The sequence below is a fragment of the Calothrix sp. NIES-3974 genome, assembly GCF_002368395.1.
Lineage (GTDB): Bacteria > Cyanobacteriota > Cyanobacteriia > Cyanobacteriales > Nostocaceae > NIES-3974.
In genome coordinates, this window is sequence record NZ_AP018254.1 from 3,461,730 (window position 1) to 3,479,364 (window position 17,635).

A 17,635-nucleotide genomic window follows, 5' to 3' on the forward strand; every position below is an offset into this window, starting at 1 on the left:
CAGTAACTTACGCTCACAAATATTAAATGCAACCGGATATGCAAATTGAATATAAACAGCGTCGTGAACGGTTAATGGCAAAAATCGGGAATGGAACTGCGATTTTCCGTAGCGCACCAATGGCTGTGATGCATAATGATGTGGAATATGCTTACCGTCAAGATAGCGATTTTTATTATTTAACTGGATTTAATGAAGCTGAAGCGGTCGCAGTGTTAGCACCTCACCACGAAGAACATAAATTTGTTTTATTTGTCCAACCTAAAGACCGAGAAAAGGAAGTTTGGAGTGGCTATCGTTGTGGTGTGGAAGGTGCAAAGGAATTATACGGTGCTGATGAAGCATATCCCATCAGCGAATTAAATGAGAAATTACCCCAATACCTGGAAAAAGCTGAACGGATTTATTACCGATTTGGTCGCGATCGCCATTTTAATGATACTATCATCAAACATTGGCAACAGCTATTACGTACCTATCCGAAACGGGGAACGGGTCCAGTTGCCATTGAAGATATTGCCCATGTTCTCCACCCGATGCGCTTAGTTAAAAGTGAGACCGAATTATCACTGATGCGCAAGGCTGCTGACATCGCTGTCGCAGCCCATATCCGGGCCATGGATTTTGCTAAACCTGGTGTCTATGAATACCAAGTGCAGGCGGAAATTGAGCATACTTTTAAATTATATGGTGCAAGTGGCCCAGCCTACCCTTCGATTGTGGCATCGGGTGCCAATGCCTGTGTACTCCACTACATCGAGAATAACCGCCAGTTGCAGCCCCAGGAGTTACTATTAATTGACGCTGGATGTGCCTATGGTTACTATAATTCCGATATTACCCGTACTTTCCCGGTTGATGGCAAATTCACGGGGGAACAAAAGGCTTTATACGAAATTGTTTTAACTGCCCAAAAACAGGCGCTGGAGCAGGTTCAACCGGGAAATGCCTATAATTTACACCATGATACAGCTGTCCGGGTAATTACAGAAGGATTGGTGGATTTAGGGATTCTCCAGGGAGATATTGATACCCTCATCGGTGAAGAAAAATATAAACCCTTCTATATGCATCGTACCGGACACTGGTTAGGTTTAGATGTCCATGATGTGGGTGTTTATCAACATGGCGAAGATAAACCGCAAATTCTTCAAGCAGGACAGGTTCTCACCGTTGAACCGGGTATTTACATTGTACCGAATACCGAACCCGCAGAAGGTCAACCCCCCATTCACCCCCGTTGGTCAGGAATTGGTATTCGCATTGAAGATGATGTTTTAGTCACAGCAACTGGGAATGAAGTCCTCACCGCAGGTGTTCCCAAGGAAATCGCAGATTTGGAAGGATAGGGGAAAGACGACTCCGGAAGGTCGTCTGTTCTCCTAATTTCCTGACCTTAAAAGGGAATACGCAACCAGCGAGTGCAAAAATTAGCCATGCGATCGCCCCATGTTGGTTGAGGTAATTTTTCCAGAGCAATATTCTTCACTATTTGTTTACCCAGGGGTGTTAAACGAAAACTATCGGTAATCCCCTGTCCATCAACTTCGCGTCGCACTAACCCTACCTGTATCAACCAAACAAGGGCATTATCTACCACCAATTCGGACATTGGTTTATAGGTGTATTGATTTTTTACACCCTGCATATCAGTTATTTCACTGATGGGAACTCGTTCTTCTGCCATCGTGGTAAATAACTTGAGTTGGAAGGGTGAGCATATTAGGGAACGTTCTGCTCGTTTGATAATCGGTGCAGAATAGTCAATTGGTTTGGGTTGATGATACTCGGTCGCGGACATGTTACTGGGAGATTAGCTGGTGATGATTATTTTGGCGTTGCTAAATACAAATATGAATAAAAAATTTACGTTTTGTGGTGGAGACGTAGCAATGTTATGTCTCTACACAACCACGGTGATTTTGGTTTGATTACAAAATTATAGATAATTATAATTCATACCCCAATTCAGCAACCTATAGTTTCACTTTACAATATTTAATTTCCAGTTTTCCATATCTTGGTGAGAAAGCCAAAGATATCGCTTGCGCATTCCCTGTTTTTCTTTTATTGATTGAAAAAGCTTATACAATTGAGTTGATTTTTCAAAATTTGTGATGAGTATGAATGGACATTTATAAATATATACCTTATCATGTGTAGCGCAGATTTTGTTATTTGAGAAGCTGCTAGTTGATAGCTGTGAATAATCAGATAATGATAAAAAAATGGTTTATCGGTTGTTGCTAAATACTGGTATGAATTTCTATTTAGAGACATAATATATCACTTTTCTGCAAGGGTTTCGATTTTCAAGTAAGTCATCCCGCATTTCTCACAAAACCCTAAAACTCATAGGGAATAGGGAATAGGGAGTATTGTAGACGCGTAGCGTCTAGTCTACGACAACGCTGCGCTCACCCGTAGGGTGTGTAGGGGAAATTAGTCTGTCACTCAAGGCTTACAACTTACTCGTGAGAAATCCAGGTCATGGGATTAAACTTCCTACATAATCAAAACTGGAGTTTTCGTCATTGCCGTGTCAGGAAGCAATCTCATAATCACGACTAAGAACTAGGGTTTTGCAACGCTGATTATTGAAGCTTTAATGGTCGAAATTTACGATTTATCACTCAAAAATATTCAATGAGCAGAGGAGAAAAATCATGCGTTATGGAATTGATATTGGACACAATTGTCCTCCCGACACGGGAGCGCGAGGGATTAAATTTGAAGATAATTTGACTTTAGATGTCGGAAATCGGGTGATTGCCAAGTTAAGAGCTTTAGGTCATCAAGTTGTTGAGTGTAAACCAGATAAAGCTACAACTGTCGCTGATTCATTACGACAAAGATGCGATCGCGCTAACAGAGCTAAGGTCGATGTGTTTGTTTCCATCCATTTTAATGCTTTTAATCGCAAAGCAAATGGTACGGAAATTTTTGCTGGTTCTACCCGTGGACATCAAATCGCTAAACCTGTATTAGATGAAATTGTCAAACTCGGTTTTTTCAATCGTGGATTAAAAAATGGCTCCCATTTATTTGTAATTAGTAATACAAATATGCCAGCGATTTTAGTGGAGTGCTGCTTTATTGACTCCCAAAAGGATATGAGTATATTTGAAGCAGAAGCAATGGCTAATGCCATCGTTATTGGTTTAACTGGAAAAGCTGCACCGGAAGAAAAAATTAATGTGATTCCCGATGAAAAAAATAATCCGGATAATTCGGTTTTACGCTTAAAAAGAGCTTTAAATCGCTTACAAATTAAGCCGGCAAATGGACGCACTTTATCGGAAGATAATGTGTACGATGCCCAAACGAAAAGTGCGGTGGAAAGATTTCAAGAAATAGTTGGTATCCAAAAAACTGGTGTAGCTGGGAATACCACCTGGGGAGCAATCAATGAAATTCTTGCCAAACGAATTATCCGTCGAAACCATGCTGGTGGTGTTGTCGTTCGCTATTTGCAATTTCGTTTAAATTTAGATATTGATGGTATTTTTGGCCCCCAAACAGAAAATGCGGTTAAGGCATTTCAAAGAAGTAAAGGGTTGTTTGCTGATGGGATTGTTGGACCAGCAACTTGGCAAAAGTTAATTGGTTGATTGACCAGAATCCCTCAAATTGATATTTGGTGTTGTTCTGGATTTTTGATTTCGTTTTTGTGGGAATCTAATATCTCTTGATGTAATGATTCTCTCGTGGAATGTTGCATATATTTAGCATGTAAAGCTTGCCATTGCTGCCAATATTCCCATCGAGTTGCTATTACAATTTGCTGGAGTTGCGGTAATTTTCTGCTCCATTCTTGTCCAAATATCTCCATTAACCATTCCTCCAAAACTAAAGAGTCTTGGAGATTACCTAATATGTCTTGAATATTTTTGATATCGTTGACGAAATTTTGGTATTTTTCCCCATATAAATCTGTAAATAGCTCCATTTGATAGCGTAAACGTTTGGCTTGTTTACGCAAATGGTGGAGTACTTTGCTATTTTCCATTAGATGACCATTAAGTTGATCTTGATTATTCTCGTCAACCAATAATAACTTGGATTCTGAATTCCCATTTATGGGTTCGCCATCAATTTCAAGACCAACTAGCCAACCAGGATGAATGAAAAACCTACTCACTTCTGGTAAAAGTAAATCGGATACACTAAAATTAATCGAAATTAAAGCAATCGGTTGATAAATTGGGGTTAATAACCAATCCTCTAAATCATTTTTTAAGGATTTATAGCGATTAGATTTTAGCAACTGTTGCACTAACTCTAAGTGAGTTTGACGCTGCTGTGCGAGCGTTTCTAACCCTTTTTGCAGATATTTTTGCTCTTCCCTGGGTAAACCAGGCTGATACTGATTTTCTAATATATCCTTGAGAACATCTAAATCCCTTAAATTACCGAGACGACGAGCGATTTTACCGATATTGCGATCGCAAACGGATTTCGGTAACTCCACCGCAAAACCCAGACTACTGACCACACTCCGTAATCGTCTCATCCCGACTCGCATTTGATGCAATGCTTCCGGGTCTTCATCTTTTTTGACGGATGCTTCCCATTTTTCGATTTTTTTCAGGTGTTTTTTAATTGCGTGATATGTGTAATCACCCAAGGTTTGATAGCGAAGTGGTGTAGTGACAGTCATAAACAGAACTCTATTACAATTGGAACTTTCCAAAAATTCCAGCACAAAATTCTCTCAACACTAAATTAGTGTACTGTTATTTCTGATGGTGATTCGCAAAATTAAATTATAAATGCATTATAGGTAAATATTCTACCCATCAGAACTTTTTACTGTCGATTGATTGTAAATAAATATTCCAAAATAGTTTAAAAATTAATAAAATAGTTATCTTTATGATTTATTTTGAAAATAACCTGTAAATCAGGTAATTTTTGCCACTCTATGGATATAAAGTAGCATCAAATCATACAGGATATGTCCATCAAAGTGGTTTCTCACAAGCTTGAAAAATACCAACTACTCCCGATTCCCGTATAGATGGGACATGTCGCGTCTCTTCCTACTCCCGAAAAAATGATAAGTTAAGTATTAAAAGCAACGTTGAAAACATCATTTAAAATCATCACCAAAAAATATGCCAAATATAACCTTAACCAATCGGGTGCAATTAGATTTTAGTCATTTATTTTCTGAACATCGCCAAGATATTTCCGCAGTACTACTGACACCAGAAAAACATTTGTGGCTAGGTTCAGATGAAACATCAACCATTGAAAGACTAGATTGGATGGGGGAAAAAATATTTGCCAACCATCAACAATTTCATGTATCCAATTATCTTGAGTTACCAGCACCTGAAACAGAAGAAATCGACATTGAAGGGTTGGCATTTACGGATGAATATTTATGGTTTGTGGGTTCCCATAGTTACAAACGGAAAAAACCCAAACCGGATAAAAGTGGTATAAAAAATCTCGCAAGATTAGCAACAATCGCCACCGAACCAAACCGATATCTCCTCGGTCGAATTCCCTTGGTAAATGGAACTTTACACAAGTCCCATCCCCACCCCCACCATCCCGATATTCTACTCAACGCTGCTAAATTGCAAATTACACCTCAAGGGAATACCCTCATCGATGCACTACAAACCGATCCCCATCTCGGAGCATTTATTCAAGCCAAAATACCTGGAAAAGACAACGGATTTGATATCGAAGGAATAGCAGTTGACCAGAATCGAATTTTTTTGGGTTTGCGAGGTCCGGTATTACGTGGATGGGCGATGATTTTGGAAGTAGAAGTCACCTCAAATAATCCCGGAATTTTAGAACTATGTCCCATTGGAATTGAGGGTAGACCCTATAAAAAACACTTCTTTAACTTGCAAGGTTTAGGGATTCGCGATTTGTTGCGTGATGGTGATGACTTACTAATATTAGCAGGGCCAACAATGGATTTAGATGGGCCAGTTACAGTTTATCGGCAGCAGGATGGGATGCATGTACAAGAGGGAACCCTCAACCACCCCACAGCAATTTTAGCAATTCCCTTTGGTAATGGGGATGACCACGCAGAAGGAATTACCTTATTTTCGAGTATCAACGGTTCATCCTCCCTATTGGTTGTGTACGATTCCCCTAGGAGCGATCGCTTGGTGGGAGAAACGGGAATCCTCGCAGATATATTGACACTTCCCTAATGAAAAAACAGGTATACCCACGTACACCTGTTTTCCCATTAATTCTTCCCGACTCCCTTGGAAATCAAAGCTAGTTAGTAGGATTAATTTCCAACAATTCAGCGATCGCTTGATGTTCTACCGGAGCTTGGGAAGGAGGTTCTTGTCTGGCATCGGTAATCAACCAATCTAGGGAAGCTTCCTGTACATCAATGGTTGCTCCCGTTTTATCAACACAATAACGACCAAACACCAACTTATCAACCAAACGTACACCCGGACTCAAACGCGACCATTCAAAAATGACACTATTCTCAACAGTTGCACCACTACAAATCCAGCAATTAGGGCCAATCATGGCTGGACCAACAATTTTTGCCCCATCCTCAATCTTCGTCATCCCGCCAATATAAACAGGGCCAGTAATATCCACCCGATCCCAATTTACAGCCACATTCAAACCAGTATAAATCCCCGGACGCACCTGCTTCCCAGGAATTTGTACATTTTTAATCTCTCCCAGTAACACACCGCGAATCGCTCGCCAATAATCAGGAACCTTACCGATATCCACCCACTCAAAATCCATGGCGATCGCATAGAAAGGCGCACCCATTTCCACCAGCTTCGGAAATAACTGTCCGCCAATATCATACTCAACCCCTGAAGGAATATACTTCAAAACCTCCGGTTCAAAAATATAAATACCTGTGTTGATATTGGTACTTAAAGCCTCTTCCACTGAGGGTTTTTCCTGGAAAGCCTGGATTCGTCCATCCGCATCAGTCACCACCACCCCATAACTCGAAACCTCTTCCCTGGGAACCGATTTAGTAATAATTGTGGCAATCGAACCCTTAGAACGATGCCATTCCACAGCCTTAGTCAAATCCAAATCAATTAAAGCATCACCACACAACACCACAAATGTGTCATCAAAAAAAGGTGAAAAATCCTGAATTTTTTTCATCCCCCCCGCAGAACCAATCGCTTCCCCAACCAAGGTTCCATCCGCAATTTTTCCCTCAAAGGAATAGGCTATTTGCACCCCAAATCTTTGACCATCACGAAAATAACTTTCAATCTCCTCAGCCAAATGACTGACATTCACCATAATTTCGTCAAAACCATGTTGACGTAATAATTCCAGCAAAAACTCCATGACTGGCTTTTGCAAAATCGGAATCATCGGTTTCGGTATTGTGTAGGTAATAGGACGTACACGTGTACCTTTCCCTGCTGCGAGAATCATCGCCTTCATAATATTTATCCTTCTTATTCCTCAACCACAAGCCAGTTTACATAAAATCAATACTTGAAACTTCATCATCGGTTGTCTCCTCACGCTCAGTCATCCCGCAAAGCACGGAACACTCCCGCAAGTTCCATCCCTGTTGTTAATTAAAATATGTTCAGTTTTTCTGTTGACCTGAAACAACAAATCATATATTAGGAAATACACCTAATTATAATCTACCCAGTTTCCCCTCTACATATCTTCGTGAGAAAATAGGGAGTGGGGAGTAGGGAATAGACTAGATGTACTGCATACCCCAGAACCCCAGATGCGCGTAGCCCAGTTTCTCTTGGAGATGAAAGTGGTTTTTCCTATCCCTAGCACACACACTGCATTTTGAGTGCGATAGACCACTTGCTCATAGATCAATACGGTTCAGATAAATGAATATTTTTCAGAAAGTGATGCCGAAAAGCCTTATTAATAAGCATAATCTCGTTCCTGTTTATTCCTTAACTAAACGGTATTGGCTCATAGATAAGTAATCCAAAATCCAAAATCCAAAATCCAAAATCCTTTGATTTTCCAAATTACAACCCCCATCCCCTCCCCTGCTATAGAATTTGTGTAAGCTGGAATTAAAACTAATCTAAAATTCCAAGGGTGGCTATACAAGATTTCATAAAGGGGAGAATGTTTATTCATGGCCAGAATTGAAACCAGAACCGAACCCATGATTCTCAACATGGGTCCCCATCACCCCTCCATGCATGGGGTGTTACGGCTGATTGTCACCCTTGACGGGGAAGATGTTGTAGACTGTGAACCCGTCATTGGCTATCTGCACCGGGGAATGGAAAAAATCGCCGAAAACCGTTCCACTATCATGTATGTCCCCTATGTTAGTCGGTGGGACTATGCCGCAGGAATGTTCAATGAAGCGGTGACAGTCAATGCACCGGAAAAACTTGCAGGGGTGACAGTACCTAAGCGTGCTAGCTATATCCGCGTGATTATGCTGGAATTGAACCGGATTGCGAACCATTTACTATGGTTTGGTCCATTCCTCGCAGACGTGGGTGCGCAAACACCATTTTTCTATCAATTCCGGGAACGGGAAATGATTTATGACCTCTGGGAAGCTGCTACTGGCTACCGAATGGTTAATAATAATTACTTCCGCGTCGGTGGAGTCGCTGCGGATTTACCCTATGGTTGGGTCGATAAGTGTCTAGATTTCTGTGAATATTTTGAACCGAAAATCGACGAATACGAAAAATTGGTGACAAATAACCCGATTTTCCGTCGTCGTGTGGAAGGAATCGGCACAATTACCCGTGATGAAGCCATTAACTGGGGACTGTCGGGTCCAATGTTACGTGCTTCCGGGGTGAAATGGGATTTGCGCAAAGTCGATCACTACGAATGTTATGATGATTTCGATTGGGAAGTCCAATGGGAATCTGCTGGCGATTGTTTAGCTCGCTATATGGTGCGGATGCGAGAAATGCGGGAATCGGTGAAAATCCTCCGTCAAGCTTTGAAGGGACTTCCCGGTGGTCCTTACGAGAATCTGGAAGCAAAACGGATGATGGCTGGGGCTAAGTCGGAATGGGATGGTTTTGACTACCAGTTCGTGGCGAAAAAAGTTTCCCCGTCCTTTAAAATTCCCCAAGGTGAAATCTATGCACGGGTAGAAAGTGGTAAGGGTGAATTAGGGATTTATCTCGTTGGAGACGACAACGTGTTTCCGTGGCGCTGGAAAATTCGTCCGGCTGACTATAATAATTTGCAAATCCTTCCTCACCTGCTTCGCGGTGTCAAGGTTGCTGATATCGTCGTTATTCTCGGTAGTATCGACGTGATTATGGGTTCGGTAGACCGTTAAGGAAACTCACAATCCGCATTTGCAGTAAATCTCTGGTAGTTTGAGGGAGTAGTCTAAAAGTGTTTTTTACTACTCTCCGTACAGATGCGATAGGTCGCGTCTGTACTCTCCCTACCCCCTTTGGGTAAGTTCTGAGGGGTTTTCAAGCAAGGGAGTGGGGAATAGGGAATAGGGAATAGGGAATAGTTTTAATATTTCCCTTTCCACTTTTCACAAGACCCAAAAAACAACAGATGCCAAGTTTTTGAGCTTCTATGCACTTAATCTATTTACAGTTATATCGATTCTCTTGTACTTTGCAATAAATGAAACTAGAATAATCAACGGTTACAGCCCCTGATATGTAGCAAGCATTCGCGTAAACGATATTATTGGAACTAAAATACCCTCTCAAGCTTACAAGAGACGCGATACATCGCGTCTTTACTAATTTTTCCGCAAACCCTACTTATACCGTTTTACTTTGGAGTTGATACCTGACGGGGAACAAGGGAAGTCGGGGATGCAGGGGAAGAAAATGCCTCAAAATTTGAGTGAAATGGTATCACCTGTAACAATAATTTTTGGATTTGAGATTTGAAACCTTGATTTGTAATCACTGAAATATTGAAATATCTGAAAGAGGCGTAGCTGTTTGCTATGTCTCTATTTGTATTCCTCTATTATTCAAATTTAATATTTAATTAATGATTAAGGTGATGATGAAATTAGAGATAAACCCACCAAAAAAGTATTAATAACTCTCAATATCACAGCCTGACTACTGTTATCTAATTTTAGCTGATTTCTGCTACATATTTCTGGTAATTTTTCCAAATAAAAACATGGACATATCATCTTTGTAATTCCTTTATAATTCTGACACAGGTTGAATATCCGACCTCCTAACAGCCACCACAATTAAGCAGAAAGACCAATATTTAGACCAATATTTATCAGTCATAAAATATAAAGAAATGTAGCAATAATGAATGCAACTCAAGTCTTGCTGATAGTATATTTACTTAATTAGACTTTTCTAGAGTAAAAACTCCAAATAGCTGTCCAGTATTGACTGTTTTCAACCTGGAAATATGGATGACAGATGGATATTTTCAGTGAGGGAAAAGTCTAAAAAAATAATTAAATAATATTGTCGATTAATTCTTGTATCGAGAATCAAGGGATCAAAACAATGACAATGGTTAAACGCTGTATAGCGGAGTTTATTGGTACCTTGTGGTTAGTTTTTGGTGGTTGTGGTAGTGCTGTACTTGCTGCAACCTTTGTGGCCAATGCTCCCCAAGCAGACAATAATAACTTCTTGTTTCCAGTTGGGATCGGTTTAGTTGGTGTTTCCTTAGCATTCGGCTTAACAGTGATGACAATGGCCTATGCAATTGGTCATATTTCCGGTTGTCACTTGAATCCAGCCGTTTCAGTTGGTCTTTGGGCTGCGAAACGTTTTCCGGCATCTGATTTAATTGGTTATATAGTTGCTCAGGTGTTAGGCGCGATCGCAGGAGCAGGTATTTTAGCTATTATTGCCACGGGAAGACCTGGATTTGACTTGGCTGCGAGTGGATTTGCTGCCAACGGTTATGCAGACCATTCTCCGGGTAAATACTCCCTAATAGCTTGTTTTATTGCCGAGCTATTTCTCACCTTCATGTTCCTGTTGATTATCCTGGGTGCAACCGATGAACGTGCACCGAAGGGTTTTGCTCCTGTGGCCATTGGTTTAGGTTTAACCTTAATTCACCTCATCAGCATTCCCGTCACCAATACATCGGTTAACCCCGCTCGTAGCTTAGGTCCTGCGGTATTTGTTGGCGGTTGGGCTACACAACAACTATGGTTATTCTGGGTTGCACCCCTCATCGGTGCAATTCTCGCTGGTCTTTTGTATCACCAAATGATGGAAGCTCCCAGACCCCAACGGGAACTGTCCCAGGTTTCCTAAATTTTTGTGAAAATTGGGATTTACGGACGGGTAGAGACGTAGCGGATATTATGGATGGGTAGAGACGTAGCGGTGCTACGTCTCTACCGTTTATCGGATGACGAAATTCAGGTACAAACCTGCACACACCAACAAACCACCGAATACAAATGACCAGAAGCGATGGTAACTGTTGACACGAGTGCCACTGGGAGAAGTTAAACTAACTAAATCCATCCAGGGAGCAATTCCCCGACGGAACCAACCGATTGCATCCACTTGTTGACCAATTAGGCTTTCCACCCGCTTCATCCCAAAGAGGAAATTACCAATTGGACCAAAGCGGGAAGCATAATGTAAATACAGTAATCCACTGCGGTCTTGAATTTTCATGTCGGAACCAAATTGATAACCCGCATCACCTCGTCCAATTAATTCCCCAGTAATTTGGGCTGGTTTTCCCCGTAAAGGACTTGCGTAGGGGTTAGACATTAAAGTTAAAATATCGGTGGCTTCTGCGTTGGCAAAGCTAGGATACATGACTAGGGTTTTCACCAGGATACCGATACCACAACCTAGCAGTGGTAAACCGATAATCATGAACGTAGCTCCCGTTGGATTTGTGGAGATGAAGAAGAAAGCCAGAATTAAAGCCACGAAAAAGCCAATTGTTTCGGCTCGAAATAAAGCAATATCCAGCAAGAAATCACCGTAGAGTTTTTTCTTGTCTAGACGCTTACCTTCACCGATAATTCTCCCCATGTCAAATTCAATCTCTAAACCTAACTGTTCGGCGTAGGTACTTAACGCACGAACCCGTTTTCCCGTCAAGGGGTGAGTGGAATTTAGTTCCATCCACCAACCCCAAGGATTGAACATATCCCAGAGGAAGACCCGACCAATTTTTTGTTGATCACTGGCGATGCGGTAAGCGGTTCCGGTGGAACTTGCGGCTTTGGGGTCGTAGATACCTAAACTACGGGTACCTTGAATCAGACGACTGGGTTCGGGATTACGCGCTCCCTCCTCCACGATACCATAGGCAATTTTTACTAGGGCGCGGGAAAGGGCGTTGGGGTTTCCCGTGGTTTCAGCCGCGAAGTGGTCAGCGAAGTATTCCCGTGTACGGGATAGGTACAGGACTAAGTACGTACCAACCAGGTAAAATACGTAGGCTGCTAGGGCTGCACCCTGCATGGCATCTTTAATTTTGTTATTGCTACCCCCCCGTCCCAAGTTTCTGAAGGTGATGTAGATCAGGTAACAAATTTGCACCAAACTGGCGGCAATGGTCATGACGGCAAAATCCCAGTGGACGATATGTCCGAGTTCGTGAGCGTAAACGGTAGCGATTTCGTCGTCGTCCAGGTATTTAAATAGACCTTCACTGACCACCAACCGAGCGCTATTGGGGAGGGAACCGTAGGTGAAAGCAGTGGGATTTTGGTCATCGATAATCCCTAATTTGGGTATTTTCAGATTTTTCTGTTGACATACTCGTCTGAGAACCCGGACTGTTTCGGGACTGTGCATTTCGATGTCATTCAAGTCTACCCACCGGGTGCGGTATAACCAACGTTGGGTGATGTCCATCAAAAATGGAGACAGGAAAAACATCAAGATGTTAAACAGTAATGTGAGGGCGATCGCAGACACTAAGCCTTGGGTGGGATTATCGCTACCGATAATCAAAACGATTGCCAAGCTGAGAACAAATACCATCCCAAACAAGAGGGTGATGGTGACACCGGAAGCGAGAACCAAGTTACCCCCCATCCCACCCATCGCCAATTTTACACCTACTGTAGCCGCCCTACCCGCCTTAGTAAAGGCTGATGCAGGTGAATTTTCCTGGGACTGTAAAGACGGGTAAACCTGTTCTGCCCATGCTCGAACTTGGTCTTGGGGATGAGTCATTAATTGCTGACAAATTGCGATCGCTTTTTGGTATTCCCCAATTTGAGGGTAGGCTTTCACCAATCCCATCTGTGCTTGTACTAGTTCGTGGGTATCCGAACTATGACGACAACACTGTTCCAAATATTGGACTACTTGTTGATATTGTCCCTGTTTTAGGGCTTCTAAACCAGCTTGTAATGACATATAAGGATTTATCTTACTAAGTGAATCAAGTTATGTCGGTTGACAATCCATCAATAGTCAATAATTTCAATTTTCGTCATCGCGATTTCGACCGAAGTTACTTTTTGTTTACAAAACTTATGGGATTTTGGATTTGAGATTTTAGATTTGCTGTTTAATACGGCTACCTGAAGGATTTCAGGTGAGAAAAGCATTCGACCCGTTCTTCGAAATTAACGTAAGTCACCCTATGCATAATTAAACTACGATGGAAATCCGAAGAATCTGCTTTGTGTGACAGTTGTCTGGTGTTACACATGATCCGTATTTGGAGCAAGTTTTGGGATAGGTTTGGCAAAGTCTTTAAAGAAAATTTATTTTGCAGGTTTTAACTCCTGGCTATAGTAAAGTAAGGAAATGTAAATATAAGAATCGTACTTGAATCTTGTCGGGTATACTGAAAAATAAGGCATTGCATAAATGCAGGATGAACTGAAGGCTAAAAGTATTATTATTTCGTTTAATATTCAGCAAAATCATCCCCTAAATCAGCAAAGCCCAAAATAAATATAAAAATAATGTGTTTATGTTCAAGAGATTTTGCACTATTGTCGTACTATTATTGGTGAATTTGATGCTGATAGAAGCAAGGGCTACTCCGAAGAAATCAAGCTCCGAAAATGTTAATTTACTAGTAATGAATAATAAAAAATATAGGACAATTCGCGGCAGAATATATCTTGTTAAACCGATAGCTTCTGCAAAATGTGATAAGAAACTATTACGGATAACTTTGAGCAGAATCATCCCAAATCCCAAATATAACGGTTCTTCTATTACAGAGAAAAATATCTATAAATTGGTAGCATCTTCTGAGTCAAGAAATAATAGTATTATTGGTGATATCCAGCGAGGTTATTGTGATTACATACTAAAAAATATTCCCATAATTAAAGGAAATTATCATTTGGAAACGAGCATACTCAATGAGAAACTATTTCTCGACGATGCACTTAGCAAATGTACTGTTAGCCCCGTATTTAGTCAACCTTTAGGTTGGGAAAACCCGCTTACAAGTTCCAGTTTAAATACAAATAAAGATATGAAATTAACTAGGGTGGTTGCAAAATGTCAACCATAGTTTTTTAATTCGTAATAGCCTGCGGCAACGCTTCGCGTACGTAATACCCGCTACGCGGGAAGCAAGCTACGTAATTCGTAATTATAAATCAATATGGTTCAGTTAAAGATAACTGTAGGTTGGGTTGAGGCTTTGCGTAGACTGTTGATTTTGTGGAAATTTACCCATAAGTTCACACCGTTTTTGTGATGATCTCGTCCCGATCACGAGACTCTGTCTCAAATCAGGAAGCAGAGCTTCCCTATATGTATCAACAGCCGGAGTATTGGAATAAGTTTGTTGTCACGGTTTGTGCATGAATTTGCCATCCCAAAAAAGGTACAAAGTACACAGCCTAGGCTCTGCCTCTACATTCTTCAACCTAACCTACCCAATAATCTGGCTTTTAAGTCTAACTGAACTGTATTGAATGATAAATTAATTTGTTTGGGTTTCAAGCTCCTGATTTTAATCTATGGAGCAATCAAAAATGTTTAATTACAGCAATCCGATTTAAGTCGTAAAAGATAGCGTGCTGATGACTGGTGACTGTTAACCGTCAATTGTCAACCGTTAACAACCCTACATCTAAGATTTCACAAATCATTTAGGATTACTGTATATTTACTATTACCTATTCCCCATTCCCTACTCCCTTTTTTAGGATTGCTGTATATTTACTATTACCTATTCCCCACTCCCTACTCCCTTTTTGTATACGATTGTAGTGTTGAACATTTAGGTGTAAAAATCCCATGTCACTCACCCTACGGTATGGTGAATTATCTCATCACAAGGACATCGAGAAATTGGGAGAGATTCTCGATCAGTGTTTTATTAGTTTTGCAGGTAGAGGAGAAAGTTATATTCACCGGATGGGGGTGGAACGTTGTCGAATTATTCGTACTGGGGAGGAAATAATTGGGGGATTGGCAATTATTCCTTTGGGTCAGTGGTGGGGTAATAATTGTGTGGAGATGGGGGGAATCGCTGTGGTGGGAATTGCTCCTGCATATCGGGGTCAAGGTGCTGCGAGGGTCTTAATGCAGGAAAGTGTTAAGGAAATGTATGCAAGGGGAATGGGGATTTCGGTATTATTTCCCGCGACCCAGTATTTCTACCGACAAATTGGCTATGGGGAAGCGGGGATAGTTTGTCAGTGGGAAATCAAAAGCAGTCAGATTCCTTTGTTACCTCAGATTTTACCCTTTGAGCGGGTTGCAGTGGATGAATTGGATTTATTTACAAAACTATACAGTCAACAAACCCGACTATACAACGGATATGTGCAACGCGATCGCTTTTTGTGGGGTGAGAAAATTCGCACTGAGGAAGATACGGTTTATGCTTATGTGATTGGGGGTAGGGAGCAACCGCAAGGGTATATTATCTATACTCAGTATTCCAGTGGTGGTGAAAATATTCTGCGTATCCGTGACTGGGTATTATTAAATCAGGATGCGATTACCAGTTTTTGGGCTTTTTTAGCAAAAATGCGATCGCAAATTACCAAGGTTCGCTGGTCAGATGCAGGAATTACTGCGATCGCCTACGGATTACCGGAGCAACATCAGCAACTACACGATGCAGCAAAATGGATGATGCGGATTGTAAATGTCGTCAAAGCGTTGGAAAAACGAGGTTATCCACCGGGATTAACAGCAGAATTACACCTCCAATTAAAAGACGATTTAATTGCAGAAAATAACGGTAATTTTCTCTTGCAAATCAATCATGGACAAGCCAAAGTTGAAAAGGGTGGCAATGGGGATTTAGAATTGGATATTCGCACCCTCGCACCTATCTACACTGGTTTATTTGCACCTGTACAGCTACAATTTATCGGCCAACTCACAGGAAGTGGGAATGCAATTTCCACCGCAACCCAAATATTCGCAGGTACTGTCCCAACGATTTCTGATTATTTTTGAAAGTAGAGACGCGATATATCGCATCTCCATACCTATATCTTCTATTATCTATATCGCGTCTCTGTATATATTTTGGCTGAAAAAAGTGCAAATACACGGATATATAGGTCTTTTGAAAAGTGAAAGGAGAAAGCTGAAAAACTATTCCCTGCTCCCCACTCCCTCTAGCTTTCAAGGATTCTCAAAAAAATCCCCATTTGTCAACATCAGTGCTACACTAAATCCGAAAATTAACATTTCCTTGATACATGGTTCTCGAACAAATTGCCGAATACAAATCATTCGCTGGTAAATTGGGTTTCTACTCCCACCAATCCCAGGAATGTCAAACCAAGATGCGGTTTGCAATTTATCTCCCCCCCCAAGCACAAACCCAGACCCTACCTGTCATTTACTTCCTGTCGGGTTTAACCTGTTCGGAAGAAAATTTTATGGTCAAAGCGGGAGCGCAACAACTAGCAGCTAAATACGGTATAATTTTGGTAACACCAGATACCAGTCCCCGCGATACGGGTATTGCTGGTGAAGACCTGAGTTGGGATTTTGGTACGGGAGCAAGTTTCTATGTGGATGCAACCCAAACCCCTTGGTTGCACCACTATCGCATGTATAGTTACGTTGTCGAAGAATTACCCGCACTGATTGCCAATAATTTCCCTGTACAAACAGAAAAACAAAGTATTTTTGGTCACTCAATGGGTGGACATGGAGCCTTAGTTTGTGCAATGCGTAATCCGGAAAAATATAAATCTGTATCCGCATTTGCACCAATTGTTTCTCCGATGCGGTGTCCTTGGGGAGAAAAGGCTTTTAGTGGGTATTTGGGTGAAAATCGGGAAACTTGGCGTATTTATGATGCATGTGAATTAGTCAAGGAAGTTGGTTATCCACGGCCAATTTTGATTGACCAGGGAACAGCAGACAAGTTTTTAGAAACCCAATTGAAACCAGAACTATTTGCACAAGCTTGTCAACAGGTAAAACAACCTTTACAACTGCGTTATCAAGAAGGTTACGACCATAGTTATTATTTTATCGCCACTTTTATCGATGACCATTTAAGATTTCACGCTGAAGCTTTAGGTTGTCTTTAAGAGGATGTTTTCAAAGTCGATTTTAATACTTAACAAACTCGTTTTTTGGGAGTAGGCAGAAGGGAATCGGGAGAGACGTGACATGTCGCGTCAGTTTCTAACGACAAATATACCGTTTGAGCCTATTTACTCTCTTCAACAAGTGGTTGATAAAGTATTTATTGACACGTTCCAAACAACCCCTAAGCAGAAAAAATG

Annotated in this window: 12 protein-coding genes; 8 read left to right on the forward strand and 4 right to left on the reverse strand. The window is 41.2% G+C overall.

The window, feature by feature from the left end; genetic code table 11:
- Positions 1-38: 38 nt before the first annotated feature.
- On the forward strand, positions 39-1,349 hold the full coding sequence (locus CDC37_RS13975; protein WP_096626217.1) for an aminopeptidase P N-terminal domain-containing protein: 1,311 nt from the start codon (positions 39-41) through the stop codon (positions 1,347-1,349).
- A 47-nt stretch (positions 1,350-1,396) separates the two neighbouring features.
- Here the strand turns inward: CDC37_RS13975 and CDC37_RS13980 are convergent, their stop codons facing one another.
- A complete protein-coding gene (locus tag CDC37_RS13980; protein ID WP_096622560.1) occupies positions 1,397-1,801 on the reverse strand; it encodes an Npun_F0494 family protein in 405 nt (134 codons plus the stop codon).
- A gap of 865 nt (positions 1,802-2,666) precedes the next feature.
- Here CDC37_RS13980 and CDC37_RS13985 point away from each other — a divergent pair.
- Positions 2,667-3,611, forward strand: a complete 945-nt coding sequence (locus CDC37_RS13985) for an N-acetylmuramoyl-L-alanine amidase (protein WP_096622561.1) — start codon at positions 2,667-2,669, stop codon at positions 3,609-3,611.
- A 14-nt stretch (positions 3,612-3,625) separates the two neighbouring features.
- Here CDC37_RS13985 and CDC37_RS13990 read toward each other — a convergent pair whose 3' ends face one another.
- Positions 3,626-4,660: a CHAD domain-containing protein gene (locus CDC37_RS13990; RefSeq protein ID WP_172892784.1), complete on the reverse strand. Its 1,035-nt coding sequence runs from the start codon at positions 4,658-4,660 to the stop codon at positions 3,626-3,628.
- A 457-nt stretch (positions 4,661-5,117) separates the two neighbouring features.
- On the opposite strand from CDC37_RS13990, the gene CDC37_RS13995 reads away from it, so the two are divergent.
- On the forward strand, positions 5,118-6,185 hold the full coding sequence (locus CDC37_RS13995) for a DUF3616 domain-containing protein (protein WP_096622562.1): 1,068 nt from the start codon (positions 5,118-5,120) through the stop codon (positions 6,183-6,185).
- Positions 6,186-6,255: 70 nt separating this feature from the next.
- On the opposite strand, the gene CDC37_RS14000 is transcribed toward CDC37_RS13995, so the two are convergent.
- Complete coding sequence (locus CDC37_RS14000; RefSeq protein ID WP_096622563.1) at positions 6,256-7,425, reverse strand: sugar phosphate nucleotidyltransferase; 1,170 nt, start codon at positions 7,423-7,425, stop codon at positions 6,256-6,258.
- 679 nt (positions 7,426-8,104) lie between these two features.
- Here CDC37_RS14000 and CDC37_RS14005 point away from each other — a divergent pair.
- Both CDC37_RS14005 and aqpZ read left to right on the forward strand, forming a co-directional pair.
- Entirely contained in the window at positions 8,105-9,289 is a 1,185-nt protein-coding gene (locus CDC37_RS14005; RefSeq protein ID WP_096622564.1) for an NAD(P)H-quinone oxidoreductase subunit H, read from the forward strand.
- Between the two features lie 1,174 nt (positions 9,290-10,463).
- Positions 10,464-11,231 carry an aquaporin Z gene (gene aqpZ, locus CDC37_RS14010; protein WP_096622565.1) on the forward strand — a complete coding sequence of 256 codons (768 nt, stop codon included), beginning with the start codon at positions 10,464-10,466 and terminating at the stop codon, positions 11,229-11,231.
- A 90-nt stretch (positions 11,232-11,321) separates the two neighbouring features.
- Here the strand turns inward: aqpZ and CDC37_RS14015 are convergent, their stop codons facing one another.
- On the reverse strand, positions 11,322-13,313 hold the full coding sequence (locus CDC37_RS14015; protein WP_096622566.1) for a zinc metalloprotease HtpX: 1,992 nt from the start codon (positions 13,311-13,313) through the stop codon (positions 11,322-11,324).
- A gap of 613 nt (positions 13,314-13,926) precedes the next feature.
- Here CDC37_RS14015 and CDC37_RS14020 point away from each other — a divergent pair.
- The 3 genes from CDC37_RS14020 to fghA all read left to right on the forward strand — a co-directional run bounded on the left by CDC37_RS14020 (position 13,927) and on the right by fghA (position 17,437).
- Positions 13,927-14,433, forward strand: coding sequence for a hypothetical protein (locus CDC37_RS14020; RefSeq protein ID WP_157780750.1), 507 nt, complete (start codon positions 13,927-13,929; stop codon positions 14,431-14,433).
- Between the two features lie 734 nt (positions 14,434-15,167).
- Positions 15,168-16,343 carry a GNAT family N-acetyltransferase gene (locus CDC37_RS14025; RefSeq protein WP_096622568.1) on the forward strand — a complete coding sequence of 392 codons (1,176 nt, stop codon included), beginning with the start codon at positions 15,168-15,170 and terminating at the stop codon, positions 16,341-16,343.
- 248 nt (positions 16,344-16,591) lie between these two features.
- Positions 16,592-17,437 (forward strand): S-formylglutathione hydrolase, encoded by an 846-nt coding sequence (gene fghA / locus CDC37_RS14030; RefSeq protein ID WP_096622569.1) that lies wholly within the window; start codon positions 16,592-16,594, stop codon positions 17,435-17,437.
- The last annotated feature ends 198 nt before the right edge of the window (positions 17,438-17,635 follow it).

Bases quoted from the DNA above. Each gene is read 5' to 3' on its own strand.
- CDC37_RS14000 (WP_096622563.1), bottom strand. From the start codon at position 7,425: ATGAAGGCGATGATTCTCGCAGCAGGGAAAGGTACACGTGTACGTCCT.
- CDC37_RS13995 (WP_096622562.1), top strand. From the start codon at position 5,118: ATGCCAAATATAACCTTAACCAATCGGGTGCAATTAGATTTTAGTCAT.
- CDC37_RS13980 (WP_096622560.1), bottom strand. From the start codon at position 1,801: ATGTCCGCGACCGAGTATCATCAACCCAAACCAATTGACTATTCTGCA.
- CDC37_RS13975 (WP_096626217.1), top strand. From the start codon at position 39: ATGCAAATTGAATATAAACAGCGTCGTGAACGGTTAATGGCAAAAATC.
- fghA (WP_096622569.1), top strand. From the start codon at position 16,592: ATGGTTCTCGAACAAATTGCCGAATACAAATCATTCGCTGGTAAATTG.
- aqpZ (WP_096622565.1), top strand. From the start codon at position 10,464: ATGACAATGGTTAAACGCTGTATAGCGGAGTTTATTGGTACCTTGTGG.
- CDC37_RS14015 (WP_096622566.1), bottom strand. From the start codon at position 13,313: ATGTCATTACAAGCTGGTTTAGAAGCCCTAAAACAGGGACAATATCAA.
- CDC37_RS13985 (WP_096622561.1), top strand. From the start codon at position 2,667: ATGCGTTATGGAATTGATATTGGACACAATTGTCCTCCCGACACGGGA.
- CDC37_RS14025 (WP_096622568.1), top strand. From the start codon at position 15,168: ATGTCACTCACCCTACGGTATGGTGAATTATCTCATCACAAGGACATC.
- CDC37_RS14005 (WP_096622564.1), top strand. From the start codon at position 8,105: ATGGCCAGAATTGAAACCAGAACCGAACCCATGATTCTCAACATGGGT.
- CDC37_RS14020 (WP_157780750.1), top strand. From the start codon at position 13,927: ATGCTGATAGAAGCAAGGGCTACTCCGAAGAAATCAAGCTCCGAAAAT.
- CDC37_RS13990 (WP_172892784.1), bottom strand. From the start codon at position 4,660: ATGACTGTCACTACACCACTTCGCTATCAAACCTTGGGTGATTACACA.